The sequence below is a fragment of the Streptomyces sp. NPDC097129 genome (assembly GCF_055668065.1).
This window is the reverse complement of the sequence record NZ_JBVOQE010000001.1, coordinates 877,491-901,036: the sequence shown is the minus strand read 5'-3', so window position 1 is coordinate 901,036 and position 23,546 is coordinate 877,491. Positions and strand designations below refer to the sequence as shown.

18 protein-coding genes and 1 pseudogene are annotated in these 23,546 nt (G+C 71.7%); 8 read left to right on the top strand and 11 right to left on the bottom strand.

The annotated features are described in order from the left end of the window. Positions 1–6: 6 nt before the first annotated feature. Complete coding sequence (locus tag AC0B9F_RS04030; RefSeq protein WP_471998638.1) at positions 7–1,029, bottom strand: aspartate-semialdehyde dehydrogenase; 1,023 nt, start codon at positions 1,027–1,029, stop codon at positions 7–9. Between the two features lie 368 nt (positions 1,030–1,397). Beyond that, positions 1,398–4,688: a S8 family serine peptidase gene (locus AC0B9F_RS04025; protein WP_471998637.1), complete on the bottom strand. Its 3,291-nt coding sequence runs from the start codon at positions 4,686–4,688 to the stop codon at positions 1,398–1,400. 396 nt (positions 4,689–5,084) lie between these two features. Here AC0B9F_RS04025 and AC0B9F_RS04020 point away from each other — a divergent pair, with 396 nt between their 5' ends. Further along, positions 5,085–6,224: a serine hydrolase domain-containing protein gene (locus AC0B9F_RS04020; protein WP_471998636.1), complete on the top strand. Its 1,140-nt coding sequence runs from the start codon at positions 5,085–5,087 to the stop codon at positions 6,222–6,224. Positions 6,225–6,350: 126 nt separating this feature from the next. Here AC0B9F_RS04020 and AC0B9F_RS04015 read toward each other — a convergent pair whose 3' ends face one another. Continuing rightward, entirely contained in the window at positions 6,351–7,418 is a 1,068-nt protein-coding gene (locus AC0B9F_RS04015; RefSeq protein ID WP_471998635.1) for a hypothetical protein, read from the bottom strand. Positions 7,419–7,797: 379 nt separating this feature from the next. After that, complete coding sequence (pepN, locus tag AC0B9F_RS04010) at positions 7,798–10,374, bottom strand: aminopeptidase N (protein ID WP_471998634.1); 2,577 nt, start codon at positions 10,372–10,374, stop codon at positions 7,798–7,800. 156 nt (positions 10,375–10,530) lie between these two features. On the opposite strand from pepN, the gene AC0B9F_RS04005 reads away from it, so the two are divergent. Further along, entirely contained in the window at positions 10,531–11,175 is a 645-nt protein-coding gene (locus AC0B9F_RS04005) for a mycothiol-dependent nitroreductase Rv2466c family protein (RefSeq protein ID WP_471998633.1), read from the top strand. Here AC0B9F_RS04005 and AC0B9F_RS04000 read toward each other — a convergent pair. The 3 genes from AC0B9F_RS04000 to AC0B9F_RS03990 all read right to left on the bottom strand — a co-directional run bounded on the left by AC0B9F_RS04000 (position 11,162) and on the right by AC0B9F_RS03990 (position 13,828). Then, on the bottom strand, positions 11,162–11,428 hold the full coding sequence (locus tag AC0B9F_RS04000) for a hypothetical protein (RefSeq protein ID WP_471998632.1): 267 nt from the start codon (positions 11,426–11,428) through the stop codon (positions 11,162–11,164). The two genes, AC0B9F_RS04005 and AC0B9F_RS04000, sit on opposite strands and share 14 nt — an antisense overlap. Positions 11,429–11,662: 234 nt before the next feature. Next, the gene (locus AC0B9F_RS03995) at positions 11,663–12,310 is read right to left on the bottom strand and encodes a superoxide dismutase (RefSeq protein ID WP_471998631.1); all 648 of its coding nucleotides are present in this window, start codon (positions 12,308–12,310) and stop codon (positions 11,663–11,665) included. A 129-nt stretch (positions 12,311–12,439) separates the two neighbouring features. Further along, the gene (locus tag AC0B9F_RS03990; RefSeq protein ID WP_471998630.1) at positions 12,440–13,828 is read right to left on the bottom strand and encodes an amino acid permease; all 1,389 of its coding nucleotides are present in this window, start codon (positions 13,826–13,828) and stop codon (positions 12,440–12,442) included. 450 nt (positions 13,829–14,278) lie between these two features. On the opposite strand from AC0B9F_RS03990, the gene AC0B9F_RS03985 reads away from it, so the two are divergent. Then, the gene (locus tag AC0B9F_RS03985) at positions 14,279–14,863 is read left to right on the top strand and encodes a biotin transporter BioY (protein WP_471998629.1); all 585 of its coding nucleotides are present in this window, start codon (positions 14,279–14,281) and stop codon (positions 14,861–14,863) included. 13 nt (positions 14,864–14,876) lie between these two features. Here AC0B9F_RS03985 and AC0B9F_RS03980 read toward each other — a convergent pair. Then, a pseudogene (locus tag AC0B9F_RS03980) lies at positions 14,877–15,601 on the bottom strand (FAD-binding protein); the annotation flags it as partial. A gap of 206 nt (positions 15,602–15,807) precedes the next feature. Then, the gene (locus AC0B9F_RS03975; protein ID WP_471998628.1) at positions 15,808–17,295 is read right to left on the bottom strand and encodes an amino acid permease; all 1,488 of its coding nucleotides are present in this window, start codon (positions 17,293–17,295) and stop codon (positions 15,808–15,810) included. A 249-nt stretch (positions 17,296–17,544) separates the two neighbouring features. Between AC0B9F_RS03975 and AC0B9F_RS03970 the strand changes: the two genes are divergently transcribed. Both AC0B9F_RS03970 and AC0B9F_RS03965 read left to right on the top strand, forming a co-directional pair. After that, complete coding sequence (locus tag AC0B9F_RS03970) at positions 17,545–18,030, top strand: ribose-5-phosphate isomerase (protein ID WP_471998627.1); 486 nt, start codon at positions 17,545–17,547, stop codon at positions 18,028–18,030. 78 nt (positions 18,031–18,108) lie between these two features. Further along, positions 18,109–18,918: an Fpg/Nei family DNA glycosylase gene (locus AC0B9F_RS03965; protein ID WP_471998626.1), complete on the top strand. Its 810-nt coding sequence runs from the start codon at positions 18,109–18,111 to the stop codon at positions 18,916–18,918. 8 nt (positions 18,919–18,926) lie between these two features. Here AC0B9F_RS03965 and AC0B9F_RS03960 read toward each other — a convergent pair whose 3' ends face one another. Then, positions 18,927–20,189: a GNAT family N-acetyltransferase gene (locus tag AC0B9F_RS03960; RefSeq protein WP_471998625.1), complete on the bottom strand. Its 1,263-nt coding sequence runs from the start codon at positions 20,187–20,189 to the stop codon at positions 18,927–18,929. Between the two features lie 173 nt (positions 20,190–20,362). On the opposite strand from AC0B9F_RS03960, the gene AC0B9F_RS03955 reads away from it, so the two are divergent. Together AC0B9F_RS03955 and AC0B9F_RS03950 are read left to right on the top strand one after the other, a co-directional pair. Continuing rightward, the gene (locus AC0B9F_RS03955; RefSeq protein WP_471998624.1) at positions 20,363–21,550 is read left to right on the top strand and encodes a SpoIIE family protein phosphatase; all 1,188 of its coding nucleotides are present in this window, start codon (positions 20,363–20,365) and stop codon (positions 21,548–21,550) included. A 25-nt stretch (positions 21,551–21,575) separates the two neighbouring features. Next, entirely contained in the window at positions 21,576–22,022 is a 447-nt protein-coding gene (locus AC0B9F_RS03950; protein WP_471998623.1) for an HD domain-containing protein, read from the top strand. Here the strand turns inward: AC0B9F_RS03950 and AC0B9F_RS03945 are convergent. After that, positions 22,019–23,098, bottom strand: a complete 1,080-nt coding sequence (locus AC0B9F_RS03945) for an acyltransferase family protein (protein WP_471998622.1) — start codon at positions 23,096–23,098, stop codon at positions 22,019–22,021. The two genes, AC0B9F_RS03950 and AC0B9F_RS03945, sit on opposite strands and share 4 nt — an antisense overlap. Positions 23,099–23,341: 243 nt before the next feature. On the opposite strand from AC0B9F_RS03945, the gene AC0B9F_RS03940 reads away from it, so the two are divergent. After that, the gene (locus tag AC0B9F_RS03940; RefSeq protein ID WP_361623325.1) at positions 23,342–23,536 is read left to right on the top strand and encodes a hypothetical protein; all 195 of its coding nucleotides are present in this window, start codon (positions 23,342–23,344) and stop codon (positions 23,534–23,536) included. Positions 23,537–23,546: the final 10 nt, after the last annotated feature.

Here is a 23,546-nt window from a genome sequence, read left to right as displayed (position 1 = left end):
CGGGTTTTACGCCTGGCCGCGCAGTTCCTCCGCCACCAGCTCCGCGATCTGCACCGCGTTCAGCGCGGCGCCCTTGCGCAGGTTGTCGTTGGAGATGAACAGGGCGAGGCCGTTGTCGACGGTCTCGTCCTTGCGGACGCGGCCCACGTACGACGCGTCCTTGCCGGCCGCCTGCAGCGGGGTGGGGATGTCGGACAGCTCCACGCCGGGGGCGTCCTTGAGCAGCTCGAGCGCGCGCTCGGGGCTGAGGGGACGGGCGAAGCGGGCGTTGACCTGGAGGGAGTGGCCGGAGAAGACGGGGACGCGCACGCAGGTGCCGGAGACCTTCAGCTCGGGGATCTCCAGGATCTTGCGGGACTCGTTGCGCAGCTTCTGCTCCTCGTCGGTCTCGTTCAGACCGTCGTCGACGAGGTTGCCGGCGAAGGGCAGCACGTTGAAGGCGATGGGGCGCTTGTAGACGCCCGGCTCGGGGAAGTCGACGGCCTCGCCGTCGTGGGTGAGCTTGTCCGCGTCGGCGATCACCTTCTGCGCCTGGCCGTGCAGCTCGGCGACGCCGGCGAGGCCGGAACCGGACACCGCCTGGTAGGTGGCGACGACCAGCGCCTCCAGGCCGGCCTCCGCGTGCAGCGGACGCAGCACGGGCATGGCGGCCATGGTGGTGCAGTTCGGGTTGGCGATGATGCCCTTGGGGCGGTTCGCGATCGCGTGCGGGTTCACCTCGGACACGACCAGCGGGACCTCGGGGTCCTTGCGCCAGGCGGAGGAGTTGTCGATCACGACGGCGCCCTGGGCGGCGACCTTCTCGGCCAGCGCCTTGGAGGTCGCGCCGCCCGCCGAGAACAGGACGATGTCCAGGCCGGTGTAGTCGGCGGTGGAGGCGTCCTCGACGGTGATGCCGTCGACGACCGAGCCGGCCGAGCGGGCCGAGGCGAACAGGCGCAGCTCGTCCAGCGGGAACTTCCGGTCCTTGAGGATCCTGCGCATGACCGTGCCCACCTGTCCGGTGGCTCCGACGATTCCGACCCTCACGGCGACTCCCTGTCTCTCACACTGGCCGAGGCTCACGTGGCCGAGGCCTTTCCATCATGCGGCCGACCCCGGTCCGCCTGTCCAATTCTTTGCGCGGTGTGCCCGCGGAATGGGACGCCCCGGACCCGCGAGGGGTTCCGGACATCCGGTTTCCACCCCGTCTGAGCTGGAGAAATTCACTCCGCGGGCGTCCCGCACCGCAAGCTCGCCTGCCCATCGCACCCTCGCCCACACGGAGTGTGACGTACGCCTCGCCCGCCCCGTGACCGCACGCGAAAGGGCGGGCGCCCGTTCCCGGACACCCGCCCCACTGCCGTAGTAAACGAGTACGGCGTAACGAGTACGAAGTAACGACTACGGCGTAACGACTACGGCGTGACCTTCTCGATCTTCACGCTGCCGGTGCCCGCGGCCGTGCCGCGCGCGTCGACGAGCTGGACCTGGCCGAAGAACTCGCGGCCCTCCGGCGCGGCCGCCGCTGCGGTGACCGTGGCGGACACCGACGCGCTCTCGCCCGTGCCGAGCTTCACCGGCGCCGCGCCGTCCACGGAGACGGTGCCGAGGGAGTCGGCGAAGAACACGTCACGGTAGTCGTAGGCGGTGGTGCCGGCCGGCACCGAGTAGCCCGCGACCTCGATCGTGTACGTCCCGGCGGCCGGCGACGGGATGGAGACCGCCTCCTCCGAGTCGCCGTCGGCGGACTGGCCGACGACCTTGCCGGAGGCGTCCTTGACCGTCAGGTCCAGGTCGGCCGACGCGTCGGAGACCGAGCCGATGGCGACGTCCAGGGACTTCGCGCCCTCCGGCACCACGACCGTGGACGTCTGCGTCTCGCCCTGCTTGATCGACGGGCGGGCGCTCTTCGCGGAGCCCAGCGGACCGCCGACCAGCGAGCCCTGGAGCGCGGCGAACTTGTTGGTCACCTTCCAGGACGCGGCGACCGGCGTGCCGACCTTGGCCTCGGCAACCGTGACCGTCTCCGGGTCGAACGCGGCGCCGAGGACGGCGACGTCCAGGGTGTAGGGGTTGTCGAGCAGCGGCGAGGTGCGGCGCGCCTCGACCTCGATCTCCCACACGCCCGGCTGCGGGTCGGCGTAGGCCCGCACGTCCGGCTTGCAGCCGTTGCCGTCCAGGTAGTTGTTGTAGCAGTACGGCGTGGAGGTGTTGTCCACCGGCGTGCCGTAGGGGTGGATGGCGATGAACCGGGTCTGGCTCTTGTCCTTCAGCCCGCCGATCGCCACCTCCAGCGACTTGGCGCCCTCGGGCACGGTCACGAAGTACGACTGGGTGCTGTTGCGCTGCACCGAGGCGGACTTGGTGACGGTGTAGGCGACCGGCGTCGAGACGACGACCGTCGACAGCACCTGCTTGTCGATGCCCTCCGTCTTCGGGTCGTCGACCTCCAGGATCGCGCTCTTGATGCCCGCCGACCTCGGCGCGGCCTCGACCTTCACGGTCACCGGCTGGTTCAGCGGCAGCTTCACCTCGTCGTCGCCCACGATCCGGAAGGTGTGGTCGGCGTTGTTCTCGAAGTGCAGCTCGTGCCGGACGGCCTTGTCCGGGCCGGACGTACGGGTGATGGTGATGTCGTACGTCTTCTTCTGGCCGGCCTTCAGGCCGCCCTCGCGGTCGTACAGGCCGGTGCCGAAGCCCGGGGTCTTCAGCGCGGAGTCCAGCGCGGTGTCGACCGGGGCCTTGACGGTGTAGTCGTGGGCGGTGGCGCCGTCCTTGACGGCGTCCCAGGCGTCCACGATGTTGATCAGGCCCGCGCCCTCCTCGTAGGCCTGCGCGCCCTTGATGTGGTCGGCGGTCGAGGTGAGCGCCGTGCGCAGGTTCGCCGGGGTGAGGGCGATGCCCTTCTCCTTGGCGGCGCTCAGCAGCAGCGCGCTGGCGCCCGTGGCCTGCGGGGAGGCCATCGAGGTGCCCTGCAGCATGGAGTAGCCGGCCGGCAGCGAGTAGCCCGCCTCGGCGACCGGGGAGCCCGGCAGCCAGGTCTGGGTGGAGTTGATGGCCGCGCCGGGCGCGGTCAGGGTCGGCGTGAACCCGCCGTCCTCACGCGGGCCGCGCGAGGAGAACGGCATCATCGCGTACTTCTTCTCCACGGCCGAGCCGTAGTTGGCGGCCCAGGTCTCCTTGGAGATGGCCGCGCCGACCGAGATGACCTTGTCGGCCAGGCCCGGGTCGCCGATGGTGTTCGCGCCGGGGCCGGAGTTGCCCGCGGAGATCACCAGCTGCACGCCGTAGGTGTCGATGAGCCGCGTGTACAGCTCGGAGCGCGCGTTGTTGCCGTCGTTGAGCGCGGGCAGGCCGCCGATGGACATGTTGACGATGTCGACGCCGCGGTTGGCGACGAGGTCGATCATGCCCTCGGTGAGCGCGACGTTGGTGCAGCCGCCGCTCCAGGTGCAGGCGCGCGAGGAGACGATCTTGGCGCCGGGCGCGGCGCCGTTCATCTTCCCGCCGAACAGGCCGTTGGCGGCGGTGATGCCGGCCACGTGCGTGCCGTGCTCGGACTCGATCACGCCGATGTTGACGTAGTCGGCCTTGGCGCCGGAGGCGTTGTAGGTGACGTCCTTGCGGATCTCGACGACGAACGGCTGCCGCTCGACGACGTCCGTCGCCGGGTTGTCGGTGCCGAAGTACCCGATCTGGAAGCCGTCCTTGTACGGCTTCATCGGGGTGTCGTCGGTGAAGTCGTGGTTGTTGTTCAGGTCGACGCGGACCGTGCCGGCCGCCGCGTCGTACAGCAGACCCCACGTGTCGGTGGTGTCGCCGTCGCGGTTCGCGTCGCCCTTGGCGTCGCCGCCGGCGGTCGCTGCCTCGCTGAACAGGTTGAAGGCGTAGTTCCCGGCGGGCGCGGTCCAGGTCTGGCCGGCCGCCGTGAAGGTGGGGCCGTCGACCTTGGTGCTCATCCGCCGCCAGGTGGCGTCGCCGTCCACGACCGGGTCGGTCGCGGTGACCCAGTCGACGATCTTGCGTTCGCCGGTGGTGGTCTTCTGCAGCGCCGGGTGCCCGAGGTCCACGCCGGAGTCGAGGATGCCGATGGTGACGCCGCGGCCGTCCGCCTTCGGGTGCTCCTTGACGAAGTCGACGGCACCCGTCTCGAAGGAGGGGTTGTACGGGTTCTCGGCGGGGGTGTCCTTGCCGGGTCCCGGGTACTTCGCCTTGCTCGCGGAGAACTTGGCGGCCTGCGCGTTCGGCGCGGGGTCGTCGAGCGGGATCTCCTGCTTGAGGTCGATCGCGTGCACCGACGACAGCTTCGCGGCGGCGGCGATGGCCGCGTCCGCCTTGCCGGTCGGGACGGTGGCGCGGACGTAGCCCAGCTTGTCGTAGGTGCGGCCGACGAGACCGCCCTGGTCGTCCAGCTTCTCGGCGACCTGCTCGGTCTGGCCCGGCGCGGTCGCGATCATCATGGTGACCGTCTTGTCGCCGTCGGCCTTGGCCTCGGCGAGCCGGTCGGCGTCGTCGGCGCCGAGCTTGTCGTGGGCGGACTTCACGCCCGGGTCGGCGGCGGGGACGGTGGTGGAGGGGCCGTCCGCGGCGAGCGCCAGGGGTATCGGTCCGGCGGCGCAGAGCGCGGCCACCACACCCGCGGCCACGGCGATGCGCGCCACGCGTCTGGTGCCCGGTATCGGGTCGCGCTGGGGGATGAGGGTCATCGGCATCCCTTGTCGGTAAAGGAGCGTGCGAGGACCGACCGGGACCGATCGGTCCAGGTCGAAGGTCGTCCGGAGTGCGATACCGGATGAGCGGACAGCTTTACGCAAGGTCCGATTGTTTGGGGAGAGTTGACCGAATCGAAATGGATGTATGGGGAAAACCCGCTATGGAGGACGCAGGGGGCGACGGAAATCGAGGGTCGCGGCCCGCCGCCCGGCCTGCCCCGGGTCCGGAGAAGAACGACCCGTCACGGGACGGGAGTTCGCGCCCGTACCGGACAACGGCTGGAAAACGGTCAACCGTCGGTGGCCGCTCAACCCTGTGCCCCGGCGGCCGGTCCCTCCCCCCGACCGGGTCATCACGGCGGTGACACGGCCACCACCGAGGGGGAAGACATGAGAGCACGTTCCGCGCTGGCGGGTACCGCGGCCGCCCTGCTGTCCCTGGCGCTCGCCGCGCCCGCGATGGCGGCGCCCACGGGCGGCGACCACCGGCACGACGCCACCCGCGCGGCCGTGCGGGCCCAGGTCGCGGCCGGCGTTCCGGGCGTCACCGTCACGGCCCAGGACGGGCGGCACACCTGGAAGGCCACGGCGGGCGTCGGCGACCTGCGCACCGGCGCGCCGCGCTCGACGGCCGACCGCTACCGGGTCGGCAGCATCACCAAGACGTTCGTCGCCACCGTGCTGCTGCAACTGGAGGCGGAGGGCCGCCTGTCGCTCGACGACAGCGTCGAGACATGGCTGCCGGGCGTGCTCGACACCAACGGCTACGACGGTTCGAAGATCACCGTGCGGATGCTGCTCAACCACACCAGCGGCGTGTTCAACTACACCGAGGACGCCTCCGCCGCCGCGAAGTACTTCACCAAGGACGGCTTCTTCGCCCACCGTTTCGATCCCATGACACCGCGGCAGCTGCTGGCGATCGCCCTGCCCCACAAGCCGTACTTCGCGCCGGGCACCTCCTGGCACTACTCGAACACCAACTACCTGCTGGCCGCCCAGATCGTCGAGAAGGTCACCGGCCGCCCCTACGGCGAGGAGATCCGCCGCCGCGTGATCGCCCCGCTGCACCTGACCGGCACCTCGGTGCCCGGCACCCGCCCCACCCTGCCGCAGCCCAGCAGCCGCGCCTACGGCAAGCTCGCCCAGGAGACCACCGGCCCGACGTACGACGTCACCGAACTGAACCCGGCGCTGGCCTACGGCTCGGGCGAGATGGTCTCCGACTCCGCCGACCTGAACCGCTTCTACCGGGCCCTGCTCGGCGGCGCCCTGCTCCCGCCGCGGCAGCTGACGGAGATGAAGACGACGGTGAAGGCCGTGGACATCCCCGGCGCGGAATACGGCCTCGGCCTCATCGACCGCAAGCTGAGCTGCGGCGTCCACGTCTGGGGCCACGGCGGCGGCATCCACGGCTCCGCCTCGGAGGCCGTCACCACCGCCGACGGCCGCCACTCCCTGGCGTTGAACCTCAACAGCGACTGGACCGGCGACACGGACGCGGTGGTCGAGGCCGAGTTCTGCGGATGACCCACCGGCGGCAGGGGACGGCGGTCGGGGCCGAGTTCTGTGGCTGACCCACCAGCGGGAGGGGCCGCCGGCTCCCCGCCGGCGGCCCCTCCCGTCCCCTCCTGATGCCCCGCCCCGGTTCCCCGGCTACCGGGGCAGCACCACGACATAGGCGGCCGGATCGCGGTCCGCGGCCGCCATCAGCGCCGTACGGACCACGGTGGCCTGCTGCGCCGGCGACTCCCGCAGCTTCTTCGGCGTCACATGGACGACCGTGATGCCGAGCCGCTCCAGCGTCTCCCGCGTGCGGACGTACTCCGACCACAGCGCGTCGTCCTCCTGGCGGGGCGCCCGGGTGTCCAGCTGCACCGCCACCGCCTGCTCGGGCCAGTAGGCGTCGACGCCGCCGAGGTGCGGGCCGCCCGGCAGCCGCAGGTCGACGTTCCACACCGGGTCGGGCAGGCCGTGCTCGCGGACCATCGTGTAGAGGCGGTCCTCGGCGATCGCGCGGCCCTCGGCCAGCAGCAGGTCGACGGCGTCCACCACGTGCGGCCGGGTCAGCAGCCGCGCCTCGTGCAGCTCGCGCACCAGCGAGGCCGGGTCGCAGTGCCCGGCGCGCACCGCCTCGGTGAGCAGCCGGCGCACCACGCCCGCGTCCGACAGCCCCGCCACCGCGTCGGCCAGGGCGCGCGGCACCGGGGCGACCGGAATCCCGGTGACCACCTCCGGGTCGGGCAGGACGGCGGTGCGGACGATCCGGGCGCAGCCGGTGGAGCGCAGCCGGCGCAGCCGCGGGACCAGGACGTCGATCGTGTCCAGGGACTGCAGCGGGGGAGTGGCCGCGAAACCGTGCAGGGTGAGGGCCGCGAGCCCCGTGACCATCGCCTCCCGGTAGGCGGGCGGCCGGTGCGCGTCGCCGGAGGCGGGCTGCGCCGGTACGCCCGGGGCGGCCGGCCCCGACTCCCGGGCCGCGTACATCAGCACCGCGTGCAGCCGCTCGTCGGTGGTCGGCGGGCCGGGGTGCAGCAGGACCACGCCGGGCAGCAGCTGCTGCCACGTACCGCCGGAGCGGCACTGCTCGTTCAGGTCGGCGGTGGTCACGCCCTGGGCGCGCAGCTGGGCGACCGTCAGCACCCGGCGGTGGGCGTCGGGCAGGTGACGCAGGTGACGCAGGGGGTGGGGGGTGGCCGGGGGGAGCGGGGTGTTGTGGTTCATGTCCCGGAGATTCCCGCGCCCGATCCGTCCCTTAACCGCTGTTACACGCCCGTCGACACATCAGGACAACCCCGCACTAAAGGACGGGTGTTCGGGTGCCGAGTAGGGACGGGAAACCCCTGGTCCGAACGGGTGGGGGGCGGGGGTTACGGTTCCGATTGCCCGAATTCCGTAACGGCTACGGGGCGCTGAGTGCTGGCCAAAGGTTGGGTGGGTTCGCCGGTGCCGGCCGCTGCGGGCGGACACCCCCCACCCCGTCCCCTTCCCGCCGTACGCGGGTGCGCCAACGCCGTGGCGGGCGCCTTCGACCGCCAGAGCTGCGGGCCGGCGGCCCTGCGCATCGCGCCCGGCGTGGGGAACGCCGGGCGCGATGCCCCTCTCAGCTCTGGGTGGCCGCGTCGCAGGCCTGGGCTCGCAGGGAACGGGCCAGGTCGTCGCGGGACTCCAGGACCAGGCGGCGCAGTGCCGGTGCGGCCCGGTCGTGGGCGGTGAGCCACGCGTCGGCCGCGGCCAGCGTGTCCTGCGAGTCCTGGAGCATCGGGAACAGGCCCGACACCACGTCCATCCCGATCTGGATCGACCGCTCGGCCCACACCCGCTCGATCGACGCGAAGTACTTCTCCGCGTACGGCGCGAGCAGCTCCCGCTGCGACGGCCGGCCGAAGCCCGCGATGGTCGCCTCGGTGAGCGCGTTGGACAGCGCGTCCGACTCCACGACCTGCGCCCAGGCCTGCGCCTTGACCGCGGCCGAGGGACGCGCGGCAAGGCAGCGCACCTGGTGCCGCTTGCCGGAGGCGGTGTCGTCCCGTGCCAGCTCGGCGGCCAGCACGTCCTCGTCCGCCACCCCGTGCGCGGCCAGCGGCTCCAGGAACGCCCAGCGCAGCTCCTGGTCCACGTCCAGGCCGTCGATCTTCTCGGTGCCGTCCAGCAGCCCCTTCAGCAGCTGGAGGTCGGCGTCCTGGGAGGCGACCGTCGCGAAGAAACGCGCCCACGCCAGCTGGTGCTCGCTGCCCGGCCCGGCCGCCCGCAGCTCACGCAGCGCGCCCTCGGCGAGCAGCGCGGCCCCGGTCTCCCGCCAGGCCGGCGCCGCGTAGTGGACCAGCGCCGAACCGGCCCACGCGTGCAGCATCTGCAGCACGCCGATCTCCGACTCGCGGCCCGCGAACCGCAGCACCAGGTCCGTGAACTCCCGCGCCGGCAGCAGCGCGTCCCGGGTCATGTTCCACAGCGCCGACCAGCACAGGGCGCGCGCGAGGGGGTCGCTGATCGCGCCGAGGTGGCTCTTGAGGGTCTCCAGCGACGTCGCGTCGAAGCGGATCTTGCAGTACGTCAGGTCGTCGTCGTTGACCAGCACCAGCTCCGGCGCCTCGGCCCCGGCCAGCTCCGCGACGACCGTGCGCGCGCCCTCGACGTCCGTCTCGGTGCGGGCGTAGCGCACGAGGGCGTCGCCCTCACGCCGGTACAGGCCGACCGCGACCCGGTGCGGCCGCAGCTCGGGGTGCGACTCGGGCGCCTCCTGGAGCACGGCGAGCTCCTGGACGCGCCCCTCGGCGTCCAGCAGCACCTGCGGGGTCAGCGCGTTCACCCCGGCCGTCTGCAGCCAGGAGCGCGCCCACGCGGCCATGTCCCGGCCGGAGGTCTCCTCCAGCACCGACAGCAGGTCACCGAGGCGGGTGTTGCCGTAGGCGTGCCGCTTGAAGTAGCGCCGGGAGCCCTCCAGGAACGCGTCCTGGCCGGCGTACGCCACCAGCTGCTTGAGCACCGAGGCGCCCTTGGCGTAGGTGATGCCGTCGAAGTTGAGCTTGGCGTCCTGCAGGTCGCGGATGTCCGCGGTGATCGGGTGCGTGGAGGGCAGCTGGTCCGCGCGGTAGGCCCACGCCTTGCGGCGGTTGGCGAAGGTGATCCAGGCGTTCTTGAACCGGGTCGCGCCCACGTTCGCGAAGGTGCCCATGAAGTCGGCGAAGGACTCCTTCAGCCACAGGTCGTCCCACCACACCATGGTGACCAGGTCGCCGAACCACATGTGCGCCATCTCGTGCAGGATGACGTTGGCCCGCGCCTCGTAGGACGCCTGCGTCACCTTGCCGCGGAAGATGTACTCCTCGCGGAAGGTCACGAGTCCCGGGTTCTCCATGGCGCCGAGGTTGTACTCCGGCACGAACGCCTGGTCGTACTTGCCGAACGGGTACGGGTAGTCGAAGTGCTCGTGGAAGAAGTCCAGGCCCTGCTTGGTCACGAGGAACACGTCGTCGGCGTCGAAGTGCCTGGCCAGCCCCTTGCGGCACAGCGCGCCCAGCGGGATGCGCAGCGTGCTGCCGTCGGCGAGGGTGCGCTCGTAGGAGTCGGTGACGTAGTGGTACGGGCCGGCGACGACACAGGTGATGTACGTCGAGATCGGCTTGGTCTCCGCGAACCGCCACACCCCTTCGGTCCGCTCACCGGCGCCGTTGCTCCACACCGTCCACCCCTCGGGCGCGCGCACCTCGAAGCGGAACGGCGCCTTGAGGTCGGGCTGCTCGAAGTTCGCGAAGACGCGGCGGGAGTCGGCCGGTTCGTACTGGGTGTAGAGGTAGACCTCGCCGTCCTCGGGGTCGACGAAGCGGTGCAGGCCCTCACCCGTGCGGGAGTAGGCGCACTGCGCGTCCACGACCAGCTCGTTCTCCTCCGCCAGGTCCTCCAGCAGGATGCGGGAGCCGTCGAAGACCTCGCTCGGGTCCAGGTCGCGGCCGTTGAGCGAGAGAGCCGTCACGCTCGGCGCGATCAGGTCCGCGAAGCTGGCGGCGCCGGGCTCGTTGCAGCGGAAGCGGATCGTGGTGATCGAGCGGAAGGTGCGCGCACCCTCCCCCTGCTGCTCACCGACCGCGGAGCGGACGTCGAGGGACACCTCGTACCCGTCGACGGACAGCAGCGCGGCCCGCTCCCGGGCCTCGTCGCGGGACAGATTCTCACCGGGCACGGGCGGCACTCCCTTGTGTGTCGTGACTACGGCCGGACAGGAGCGATCCTGCCATGCGCCCCTGACGCGGCGCCGCCGGGAATGGCCGGGGCGCGCGGGAATGGCCGGGGCGCGCGACGGCGTTGTCGCGGGAAAGACGTCCGCTTGAGGAGAGACATGTCGCAGAAGACTCCCGTCGACTTCTGGTTCGACCCGCTGTGCCCCTGGGCGTGGATGACCTCGCGCTGGGTGCTGGAGGTGGAGAAGCTCCGGGACATCGAGGTCCGCTGGCATGTGATGAGCCTCGCCGTCCTCAACGAGGACAAGCTGGACGAGCTGCCCGAGGAGTACCGGGACATGCTCGCCACCAAGGCGTGGCAGCCGGTGCGGGTGGTGACCGCCGCCTGGCAGATCCACGGGGAGCAGGTCCTCGGCCCGCTGTACACCGCGCTCGGCACGCGCTTCCACAACAAGGGTGAGGGCGCGACCCTCGAGGCGATCGCCGGCGCGCTGGCCGACGCCGGGCTGCCCGCCGACCTGATCGAGTACGCCGAGCAGGAGGACTTCGAGTTCGACGCCGAGCTGCGCGCCTCCCACAAGGAGGGCATCGACAAGGTCGGCCAGGAGGTCGGCACCCCGGTGATCGCCGTGCCGGGCGCCGACGGCGAGCAGATCGCCTTCTTCGGCCCCGTCGTCACCCCCGCCCCGAAGGGCGAGGAGGCCGCCAAGCTGTGGGACGGCACCCTCGCCGTCGCCTCTGTCCCCGGTTTCTACGAGATCAAGCGCACCCGGACCAAGGGCCCGGACTTCAGCAACCTGTAGCCCCGGCCGTGCTGCTGCCGGAGGGGTGCTGGAACTCCTCCGGCAGATAGCCGCCCACCCGCCACCGCGTCTTTTGCTGCACCCGCCGGCATCCGGCGGCCGTGCAGCGGTGGAAGGCCCGGGCGACGAATGTCTCCCCGTCCAGCTCCGGGGCGAGTGCCGACCCGGCCGCCGCGACCTCCTCCCCGCGCAGGTCGCGGAAGTGCTGGATCCGGTCCTTGCAGGTGGGGCTGGGACATCGCACATGCGCCATGAGCGTCTCCTCAAGACAGGCGGACCCGTCCGCCGCAGTCTCCCAATGTGCCCTGTCCCCACCACATCCGCAGCACCATGCGCACACGACCCACCGGGGCGGGCGCGGCTCACGGCCCTGCGGCGGGCATGAAGGAGGCCCTTGCGAGTCCTGTCCTCGCAAGGGCCTCCCTTCTTCCGCCTGCCACGTGAAGGGTGAGAAGACGATCACGAGGCAGGAGCTCCCGGGCTCACGTCACGGCGCGAGCAGCAGCACGTCCGTGCGGGCCTTGGCGGCGGCGTACCGGCGACCCACGTCCTGCCAGTTCACGACCTGCCACATCGCCTCGATGAAGTCCACCTTCTGGTTGCGATACTGCAGGTAGAAGGCGTGCTCCCAGGCGTCGAAGACCAGGATCGGCGTCGCGCCCTGGCCGACGTTGCCCTGGTGGTCGTAGACCTGCTCGACGATCAGCCGGCCGCTGAGCGGCTCGTACGCCAGGACGCCCCAGCCGGAGCCCTGGGTGGTCGCGGCGGCCTTGGACAGCTGCGCCTTGAAGCCGGCGAAGGAACCGAACGACTCCTTGATCGCCTCCGCCAGCTCGCCCACCCCGTCGGCGGCCAGCGGCTCGCCGCCGCCCTCCTTCGGGCCGGTCATGTTCTGCCAGTAGATCGAGTGCAGGATGTGCCCGGAGAGGTGGAAGGCCAGGTTCTTCTGCAGGCCGTTGACCGAGCCCCAGGTCTCGTTGTCGCGCGCCTCGGCCAGCTGCTCCAGCGTGTCGTTGGCGCCCTTCACATAGGCCGCGTGGTGCTTGTCGTGGTGCAGCTCGATGATCTCCGGGCTGATCACGGGAGCGAGCGCGGAATAGTCGTACGGCAGGTCAGGCAGCGTGTAGACGGGCATGCGTAGGTAACCTCCGACCCCTTATTGCAAACAAGTCGCAACAACAAGTTAGCAGCAAAAAGCCCCCGTGTGGATCACACGGGGGCTGTCCGCGCGAGGGGCGCGGCCGGGCGCGGCCCGGGGTGGCCGTCAGGCGCGGGAGGCCCGCGCCTTCTGCCGGGCGTATCCGACGGCCGCCAGGACCAGCGTCATCGCGCCGGTCGAGTACAGCTGCACGCGGTTGGCCGGGTCACGGGCCATCAGCACGAAGATCGCGGCCATGCCGGCCAGCGCGATCCAGGTCAGCCAGGGGAAGGCCCACATGCGCACGACCAGCTTCTCAGGCGCCTCGCGCTCGATCCGGCGGCGCAGCAGCAGCTGGGAGACCGCGATGAAGATCCAGACGACCAGGATGACCGCGCCGATCATGTTCAGCAGCCACTTGAAGATGTCGTCCGGGCGCCAGTAGTTGAGCAGCACGCAGACGAAGCCGATGACGCACGAGGTGAGGACCGCGATCCGCGGCACCCCGCCGGACAGCTTTGCCAGCGCCTTCGGGCCCTGGCCGCGCTGGACCAGCGAGTAGGCGATGCGCGAGGAGCCGTAGATGTTGGCGTTCATCGCGGACAGCAGGGCCACGAAGATGACCACGTTCATGAGCTGGCCTGCGTGGGGGATGCCCAGGTGGTCGAGTGTGGCGACGTACGGGCCCTTCTCGACGACCTCCTTGGAGTCCCACGGGACCAGGGTGACCGCGACCGCCATGGAGCCGATGTAGAAGACGGCGATGCGCCACATCGCCGTGCGGACGGCGGACGCGACACCGCGGACCGGGTCCTGGGACTCGGCCGCCGCGATGGTGACCGTCTCCAGACCGCCGTAGGCGAACACCGAGGCGAGCAGGCCGACGAGCAGACCCTCGCTGCCGTGCGGCATGAAGTCCGTCAGGTGGGACGTGCCCGGCGCGTCGACGTCCGGCAGCACGCCCGCGATGGCCAGGACGCCGAGGATCAGGAAGAGGCTGATCGCCACGACTTTCAGCAGGGCGAACCAGAACTCGAACTCGCCGAAGTTCCGCACGGCGGCCAGGTTCGCGCCGCAGAAGACCACCATGAACAGGGCGACCCACATCCACTGCGGGGTGCCGGGGAACCAGCCCTGGGCGATGCTCGCGGCGCCCATGCCCTCCAGGCCGACCGCCGTGCACAGCAGCACCCAGAACGACCAGCCGGCGGTGAAGCCGGCCCAGGGGCCGATCGCCCGCTCGGCGTGCGCGGAGAAGGAGCCCGACGACGGGTAGGCGGCGGACATCTCACCGAGCATCCGCATCACCAGCATCACCAGCAGGCCGGAGATCGTGTAGGCGATCACGATCGACGGGCCGGCGGCGGCGATGCCCGCACCGGACCCGACGAACAGCCCGGCGCCGATGACGCCGCCGAGGGCGATCATCGATAGATGGCGCTGTTTGAGGCCATGGGAGAGGGAGCCGTCGTCCTGTTGCTGCGGCGGTGTGTCCGTGGTCGTGCGGCTGGGCATGGGCGCGGCTCTCCACGAGGCAAGGGGCGGGCAAAAACCCCGCCAGTGTGGGCGGCCCGTCCGCTCACACGAAGGGACTGCCCAGTATCCGGACACGCACAATACGCAGGGTAAGGCTCCGGTCACGCGGTCACGGGAGCGCGGCGCGCGGCGTCACCCGTGACGGACCGGCTCTCCTCGCCCTCGACACCGGCGGGGCGCATCACCGCGCTCCGGCCGACCCGTCGTCCGCCTTTGGTGGGACCCCACAGTCCGTCCGGCCGGGGCGAGGTGAGGAAGACGGCACTGCCTGCGTGACCGGTGTCACGTCAACCGGGGTGTTGTCGCCGCGTGTTGTGCGAAGCCCACCAAGTCGCCGTCCCCGCCTTTGTCGAGCGCTGATGGTGATCGGCTCGAGCGCGCTGGGATAGCGTCACGATGTCCCCAGCCGTCCCGACCCGCGGAGTCCCCATGAGCACCGCCGCCGCCACCCCCGCCCGTACCGGGCAGGTCCTCGCCGACCTGCTGCCGGCCTCCCGCGTCCGCGACGCGGCCCTCGTGCTCGGCGGCGCCGCGCTCACCGGCCTCGCGGCCCAGATCTCCCTCCCGGTGCCCGGCTCCCCGGTCCCGGTGACCGGCCAGACCTTCGCCGCGCTGCTCGTCGGCACCGCCCTCGGCGCCGGCCGCGGCTTCCTCGCCCTCGCGCTGTACGCGCTGGCCGGCATGGCGGGCATGCCGTGGTTCGCCGAGGGCGCCTCGGGCGCGAGCATGCCGTCCTTCGGGTACGTCCTCGGCATGCTGCTCGCCTCCACCGTCGTGGGCGCGCTGGCCCGCCGCGGCGCCGACCGGAGCATGTGGCGCACGGCCGGCACGATGATCCTGGGCGAAGCGGTCATCTACGCCGTCGGCGTGCCGTACCTGGCCCTGGCCGCCCACCTGTCCCTCTCCCAGGCGATCGCGGCGGGCCTCACGCCGTTCCTGCTCGGCGACGCCCTGAAGGCGGCCCTGGCGATGGGCGTCCTGCCCACCGCCTGGAAGTTCGCCCACCGGGACTGACCGCCCCCGCTTATCAGTTGCGCAAGAGGCTCGCCGGGTCGTACGCCGACCGCAGCACGGCGAGCCTCTTCGTCGTCCCGGCGTCGTGCAGCCCCCGGGTGCGGTCCCCGGCGCCGAAGGCGAAGCTCGCCGAGCGGCCGAGGGTGTGCGGGGCGAGCACGGCGAAGGCCGGGTCGAGCACGGCGCGGGCCGCCTCACGGTCGCCGACGGACAACAGCCGTACCAGGAAGCGCCCTTCACGCCACGGGACGGCGTTCGGCGCGGGCGCGGCGAGCGCGCCGCCGAGGTGGTTGACCTGTACGACGCACATGGACCCGCCGGCGTCCGGACCGGTACGCGCCAGCACCTCCGCGGCCGCCGCCACGTCCAGCTCGCGCCGCACCGCGCTGTCCCCGTAGCAGGCGTGCGGAAAGTCCGGGTCGCTGTGGATGGTGCGGCTGTCGGCGTACGGCGTCACCCGCAGCGAGTCGGACAGCGCCGGCCCGATCTCCCGCAGCGGCGCGACGAGCCGGTCCCCGTCGTCGCCGGTGTACGCCACCCGCACCGACACCACGTACCGCCCGCGCAAGGACGGCGGCAGCGCCGGCAGATCCGGATACGGCACGGCGGCCAAAAGGACGAGGTCAGCGCGTCCGGCACGGTCCGCGTCCACGCCTCGTACGCCCGCAGCGCCGCCGCCGGGCCCATCTGGCGCCCGTCGAAGGCGAGCGCGCCGCCGTACAGGGTGCGCACGGGCATGCCGAACGGCCGCGACCACGTCGTCGGCGCCCGAGGCGGCGACGACCAGGTCCGGCCGTTGGCGGATCCGGTCTGGAACCCGGCGACCTCCGCGTCATGGGCGGGGTCGCCGGGCCTGAGGAAGGGCAGCTGCGCCGGATCGGCGCCGAGGTCCGTGAAGTCCGTACGGCCGATGCCGGCCGCATGACGTGACAGCCGCCGTCGGGTTATCCGTGCGTGTCGGACGGAACCTCGGCGCGCGCTCCGGACAGGGCCTCGGCGGCCCGCCGGCCGCCGGTGACCTTCTGCTTGACGAAGGCGATGACGAGGACGACCGCCGCGACGCCCAGCGACAGCAGTACGGTCTCGCGCCCGTCGTGCTCGGTGTCGGTGAGCATGTAGCCCAGCACGAAGACGATCAGCGCGGCCGACGCCCAGGTCAGGTACGGGTACAGCCACATCTTCACGACGAGCTTCTCCGGCGCCTCCGCCTGGATGATCTTCCGCATGCGCAGCTGCGAGAAGCAGATGGCGAGCCACACGAACAGGGCGACCGCACCGGAGGAGTTGAGCAGGAAGAGGAAGACGGTGTCCGGGTACTTGTAGTTGAAGAACACCGCCACGAACCCGAACGCCACCGACACCAGGATCGCGGTCTGCGGCACGCCCCGCCGGGTGGTGCGCGCGAAGCCCTTCGGCGCGTCGCCGCGCTGGCCGAGCGAGAAGGCCATGCGGGAGGCGGTGTACAGGCCGGAGTTGAGACAGGACAGCACCGAGGTCAGCACGATGAAGTTCATGATCTGACCGGCGTGCGCGATGCCGAGGGAGTCCAGGGCGGCGACGTAGGAGCCCTTGTCGGTGATCGCCTTGCTGTTCCAGGGCAGCAGGCAGACGACGACGAGGATCGACCCGAGGTAGAAGACGCCGATGCGCCAGATGATGCTGTTCGTCGACTTGGTCACGGCCCGCTGCGGGTCCTCCGACTCACCGGCCGCGAGGGTGGCGATCTCGCTGCCCATGAAGGAGAAGACGACGAGGAGTACGCCGGTGAGGATGGCGCCGGGCCCGTGGGGCAGGAAGCCGCCGTGCGCGGTCAGGTTGGACACGCCCGCCTGGTCGCTGTGGGCGCCCGGCAGGACACCGAAGACGGCGAGTCCGCCGACGATGATGAACGCGCCGATCGCGACGACCTTGATGCCGGCGAACCAGAACTCGAACTCGCCGTAGGAGCCGACGGAGACGAGGTTGGTGGCGGTGAGCACCAGCATCACGATCAGGGCCCAGCCCCACTGGGGCACGGCCGGGATCCAGCCTTCGAGGATCTTGGCGCCGGCGGTCGCCTCGACCGCGAGCACCACGACCCAGAAGAACCAGTAGAGCCAGCCGATGGAGAACCCGGCCCAGGGGCCGAGCGCGCGGTCGGCGTGGGCGGAGAACGACCCGGAGGTCGGGTTGGCGGCCGACATCTCACCCAGCATGCGCATCACCAGCACCACGAGCGTGCCGACGAGCGCGTAGGAGAGGAGGATGCCGGGCCCGGCGGTGGCGATACCGGTGCTGGAGCCCACGAAGAGCCCGGCGCCGATGACACCGCCGATGGCGATCATAGAGAGATGACGGTTCTTGAGTCCTGCCTGGAGCCCGGTTCCGGGGTCGCCGGGGTCGCCGGGGCTTTTCTGGCCGTGTCCGGCCTGCGTCAGGGACGGCTGCGTCATGGGGACGGAATTCCTTTGCGCCGCGTGTGATCCGTTGTGATCTTGTCGGTCTGTTTCTGACCATCTCCGTACGGAGGGTGTACGAGTCGGACCAGTGAATCCGAGGCGACGGAATTGGGGAACCTTTGAATCCGGATCGTTATTTGAGGTTTTCCTGAGGTTCTGTATCCTTGACGGCGCTTCCCGGAGGGTCGCCGTGCGTCTCCACCCCGTCCTGCCGCCCGCCGGAGCGCATGTCACACTCGTCCCATGCGCGTGTATCTCGGCTCGGACCATGCCGGCTTCGAACTCAAGAACCACCTCGTCGAATGGCTGAAGGCGGCGGGTCACGACCCCGTCGACTGTGGCCCGCACATCTACGACGCCCAGGACGACTACCCGCCCTTCTGCCTGCGCGCCGCCGAGCGCGCCGCGGCGGAGTCCGGCTCCCTCGGCATCGTGATCGGCGGCTCCGGCAACGGCGAGCAGATCGCCGCGAACAAGGTCAAGGGCGTGCGTGCGGCCCTCGCCTGGAGCGAGGAGACGGCAGCGCTCGGCCGCCAGCACAACAACGCCAACGTCGTCGCGGTCGGCGCCCGCATGCACACGCAGGAGGAGGCGACGAAGTTCGTCGAGGTCTTCCTGAACACCCCGTTCTCGGGCGACCAGCGCCACATCCGCCGCATCGACATGCTGTCGGCCTACGAGACGACTGGCGACCTGCCGGCGATTCCGGCCCACCACCCGCAGCAGTAGCCGAGCCGAGGGCTCTGCCCGGACCCGGCGCGGGTCCGGGCGGAGCCCCGACGGCGGTCACGAGAGGAGACGGCCACCGTGCCAGAGGGGCACACGATCCACCGGCTGGCGCAGGACTACGCCGCCCGCTTCTCGGGCACGGCGCCCCGCGTCACCAGCCCCCAGGGCAAGTTCTCCGACGCCGCCGACCTCCTCACCGGCTCCGTCCTCACGGCCACCGAAGCCCACGGCAAGCACCTCTTCCTGAGCTTCCGCGACAGCGACCACGTCCACATCCACCTCGGCCTCTTCGGCAAGGTGACCTTCGGCGACGCCCCCGCGCCCCCGCCCACCGACACCGTCCGCCTGCGCCTGGCGAACGACACCGCCTACGTCGACCTGCGCGGCCCCACGACCTGCGCCCTGATCACGGACGCCGAGAAGAGGGCCGTGCACGCCCGCCTCGGCCCCGACCCGCTGCGCGACGACGCCGACCCCGGCGCCGCGTACCGGAAGATCTCCCGCAGCCGCACCACCGTCGCCGCGCTGCTCATGGACCAGAAGGTCATCGCCGGCGTCGGCAACGTCTACCGCGCCGAGGTCCTCTTCCGGCACGGCATCGACCCCTACCGCCCGGGCCGGGACATCACCCCCGCCCAGTGGCAGGCGATCTGGACGGACCTCGTCGCGCTGATGCGCGAGGGCGTCCGCCACAACCGCATCGACACGGTCCGCCCCGAGCACACGCCCGAGGCGATGGGCCGCCCGCCCCGCGTGGACGACCACGGCGGCGAGGTCTACGTCTACCGCCGCGCGACGCAGCCCTGCCACCTCTGCGGCACCGAGATCCGCACCGCCGGCCTCGCCGCCCGCAACCTCTTCTGGTGCCCCAGCTGCCAGAAACCCTGAGGCCCGGCTCAGAACCCGTGCGGCAGCCACGGCGCCACCGCCGACCCCAGCGCCAGTGACGCCTCCGCCAGCGCCCCGCGCCGCAGCTCCCCCACAAGCCCGGCCGCCGCCAGCGCCGTGAGCGGCACACCACCGAGATACGCGGCCCCCAACTCACGCACCGACAGAGCCAGATCGGCCGCGTCCGTGGTCCGTTCGCAGGAGGCGCCCTTCGTGTCGCCGCTCAGGCGCCAACGCCCCTCGTTCCACGGGCAGAAGGCGTCCGACACGTCCAGCACCACGTCCACCGGCGCCTGACAGGCCCGCGCCGCGAGCGCCGCCCCGACGTCCACGAGCCGCACGTACCCCTGGTCCCGCTCCTGCAGCAGACAGCGCCGGATGTCCGACACCTGGTACCGCCACGCCTCGTCCACCGGACGCGCCCGCACCACCAGCGTCGACGTCAGGTCGATGGCGTACAGGAACCGCCACAGCGCGGCCTGCGCCGCCGGGTCCAGGCCGTGCAGCTCCGCCAGCCGCACCTCGCCCTCGGGTCCGGCCGGCCCCCAGCCCGGCTTCACCCGGAAACGGGCGAACCCCACGACCTCGCCGCCGCGTTCGGCGAGCACGCACTGCACCGGCGACGCCCCGTCCCGCCCGCTGCGCGGATCCAGCAGCCCGAGCCGCTCCCAGCCCGGCCGGTGCCGCGCCAGCATCCCCGGCCGCGCGGGCACCAGCCGCGCGTACACCGCCTCGCACTCGCCCACCACCTCGCCCGGCTCCGCGTACCGCAGCCGTACGTCATCGGTGCCGTCCGGCACCGACAGCGACACCCTCGCGGTGTCGATCCGCGCGCCGAGCGAGAAGCTCGCCGCGCCGTACCCGAACCGGCCGTAGATCGCCGGCTCGGACGCCAGCAGCACCGCCAGCGGCTCACCGCGGTGCCGCACGTCCTCCAGCAGCCGCCGCATCATCCTCGTCAGCACCCCGCGCCGCCGGTGCGTGGCGGCCACGCTCACCATGGTGACGCCCGCCGCGGGCACCGGCGTCCCGCCGGGCACGGTCATCCGGAGGGAGAACGCCGCCGCCGTCCCCACCACCGCGTCCCCGTCCCAGACGGCGAGGGAGCGGTCGTACTCGGTGAGGTCCCGCCACAGCGCGCGCTCCTCCTCCGCCTCCTCCACCCCGCCGAAAGCGCGCAGCAGGGTGCCGTACCACTGCTCCCAGTCGCCGGGCCGCAGCACCCGCAGCTCGCTCGCCGGGCCCGTCGTCTCGCTCGCCACAGTCGCCATGAACCATGCCTATCAGGACCCCCAGGGACCGGCGAGGGAATTTCTCCCTCCGGGCCGCACGCGCGGGCCGCGTGCCGTTCACTGAGAACCCGCTGAGAAAGGGGGCCTCGGACGGGGGACAAGTGGGACCTCCCGTGCCAAGGGCCCGGCCCGATGGATAGGGTCCCCAACCAATGGCAGTACGACGAGGGCGGCGCACGGCGGCCGAGACGTTCACGGCCCGGTGGAAGATGCAGTGGCACCGGGTCCGCGTCGGCGTGCGCCGGGCCGCCGTCGACTACTTCCGCGGCGACGGCTCGGACTGGATCGCCCTGGCCGGCCTCTTCCTCACCATCCCGCTCATCGCCGCGCTGACCCTGGCCAACTCCGTCTGGTTCACGCCGGCCGCGCTGGTCCTGCCGATCGTCGCGGGCGGCCTGCTGCTGCGCCCGGCGAGCCTGCTCGGCCTGTACGCGGCCGCGGCCACCGCGCTGATCGTGGAGTCCGTGTGGCTCGGCCCGTACACCGAGGGCCCGAGCCGGGTCACCCCCGGTGTGGTGCTGGTGGTCGCCGCGTGCGGGTTCGTCGGACTGCTGATCGCCCAGTTCCGCAGCCGCGTCGGCGTGCCCTGGCGGCGCGGCGGCACCATGCTGTTCGACCTGCGGGAACGCATCCGGGTGCAGAGCACGCTGCCGCCGCTGCCGCGCGGCTGGCACCAGGAGATGGCGCTGCGCCCCGCGGGCGGGCAGTCCTTCTCCGGCGACTTCGTGGTCGCGGCCCGCACCGGCGGCGGCCGCACCCTGGAGGTCGTCCTCACCGACGTCTCCGGCAAGGGCATGGACGCCGGCTCACGCGCCCTGCTGCTGTCGGGCGCCTTCGGCGGACTGCTGGGCTCGCTGCCCCCGCACGCCTTCCTGCCGGCCGCCAACGGCTATCTGCTGCGCCAGGACTGGGACGAGGGCTTCGCCACCTCCATCCACCTGGTCCTCGACCTGGACTCCGGTGACTACGAGCTGTACTCCGCGGGCCACCCGCCGGGTCTCCAGCTCAGCGCGGGCAGCGGCCGCTGGGAGGAGAAGGCCGCCGAGGGCCCGCTGCTGGGCGTGTACGACGGCGCCCAGTTCGACCCGGTGAAGGGCTCGCTGCGCCCCGGTGACGTGCTGATGCTGTTCACCGACGGCCTGGTGGAGACCTCCGACCGGGACATCGTCGAAGGCATCGACCGGCTCACCGGCGAGGCCGACCGCTATGTCGCCGCCGGCTTCCAGGGCGCCGCCTGGCATCTGATCGAGGCGGTCGCCAAGGACGTCAACGACGACCGGGCCCTGCTGCTGATCTGCCGCGAGGGCCCGACGGCGTCGTCGATGCCCACCGCGCCCTGACGTCACCCACCGCACGGAGGGACCCATGCTGAGCCTGCCGGAAGTCGAAGCCCTCGCCCGCGCCGCCCACGCCGGACAGACCGACAAGGCGGGCCGGCCCTACGCCGAGCACCTGCACGCCGTCGCCGAGGGGGTGCGGGCCCGCGGCGGCGACGAGGAGCAGATCGCGGCGGCCTGGCTGCACGACGCCGTCGAGGACGACGCCCTCAGCGAGCAGTGGCTGTCCGGGGCCGCGCTGAGCGACCGCACGAAGGACGTCGTGCGGGCGCTGACCAGACGGCCGGGGGAGTCCCCGCAGGAGTACGCCGGGCGCATCCTCGCCACGGACGGCGCGCTGCTGGTGAAGGAGGCCGACCTGGCGCACAACGCCGACCCGGCCCGCCTCGCCGTCCTGGACCCGGCGACCGGCGCCCGCCTGACGGAGAAGTACGCCCGCATGCGCGCCCTGCTCGGACTGCCGGAGCCGGACTAGCCGTTCACCGGCTCGTGGGCCGCCGGCATGTGCTCCCGCGCCGCCGGCGCCTGCTCGCGGGCCCGGGCCTCGGCGGCCGGGTCCGTCCGGAACGCCCACGTCATCCTCGGCTCCGTCACGCACCGCAGGGCCCGCCGCACCGGCGGGGTGCACAGCAGGGTGACGGCGGCGGCCGCGAGCACGGTCACCGCGACCGCGCCGAACGGGCTGTGCACCCACGGCGCGTCGAACCAGCCGCGGTACTCGGCGAACTTCACCAGGAAGCCGTGCAGCAGATAGCCCGTGATGGTGCCCGCGCCGAGGGCCGTGCACCACAGGCGGCGGCCCGGCACCCAGGCGAAGAAGCAGGCCGTCAGCACCAGCGCGCAGCCGATCGACGCCAGCGTCATCACCGGCCCGCACCACCAGGGCGCGCCGAGGTCCTGCGCGGCCGACTGGCGGTAGAACCAGCCGCCGTTCATCCGCGGCACCGACCACCAGGCGACCGCGAGCGCCGCGACGCCGACCGGCACCGCCGCGATCCGCACCGAGCGCCGGCGCACCATCCGGAAGTGCTCGGGCCGCAGACACAGCCCCAGCACGAAGTACGGCAGGAACTGCAGGACGCGCTGGAGGTCGAAGTCCGTGCCGATGCTGGGGCTGACGCTCGCCAGCATGGCGACGGCGACGGCCGGCAGCAGCGGCCGGCGCACCACCTTCCACAGCGGCGTGGTGAGCCGCCAGATGAACAGGGCGGCGAGGAACCACATCAGATAGCTGGGGTCGAGCAGGCTGATCTCCGGGTCCGGGCGGTCGGCGACGTCCTTGAACAGCTCGTAGGCGGTCTCGAAGACGACGTACGGCACGAGGACCCCGGTGACCAGACGCCGCAGCCGGTCGGGGCGCGTGTCGAAACTCCGGGAGAAGTAGCCGGAGATGACGACGAACGCCGGCATGTGGAACGTGTACACGACCCGGTACGCGCTCTCCACCGCGCGGCTGCCGTCCATCATCTGGGCCCAGGTGTGCCCGATCGCGACGAGCACGATGGCCAGGTATTTGGCGTTGTCGAAGAAGGCGTCGCGCTGCTTGACCATTCGAGGCACCCTAAGCGCGGGTGCCGCGCCGCATCAACAGCCCGAAATGTCCTGGATAATTACTCTCAAACTTCCCTATATGGGCAGGTGATGTACGGTCGTTCGCGCACGCGCCGGTCCGGCCGACGGAGTGTCACGGACCGCACCGGACGGCACGGTTGGTGGCACGATGGTTCCCGGCGGGGGTGTACGGGGTAGCACCCCCGGGCCGGGAGAGCGGACTGACCGAGGGTGTGATCTGTTGTGGCCATTTCACTGTCTGTGGTGCTGTTGTTGGCGGTGATCCTGGTGGTGCTGGTCCGGGGCGGCTCGATCAAGGCCGGGCCCGCGATCGTCGCCATCCTCTTCGGCTTCTTCCTCGCCTCGACGGGGATGGCGCCGTCCATCAACCGCTTCCTGAACTCGATAGCGGAAACGATCAACTCGATCAGCTTCTGACGGGGTGCGG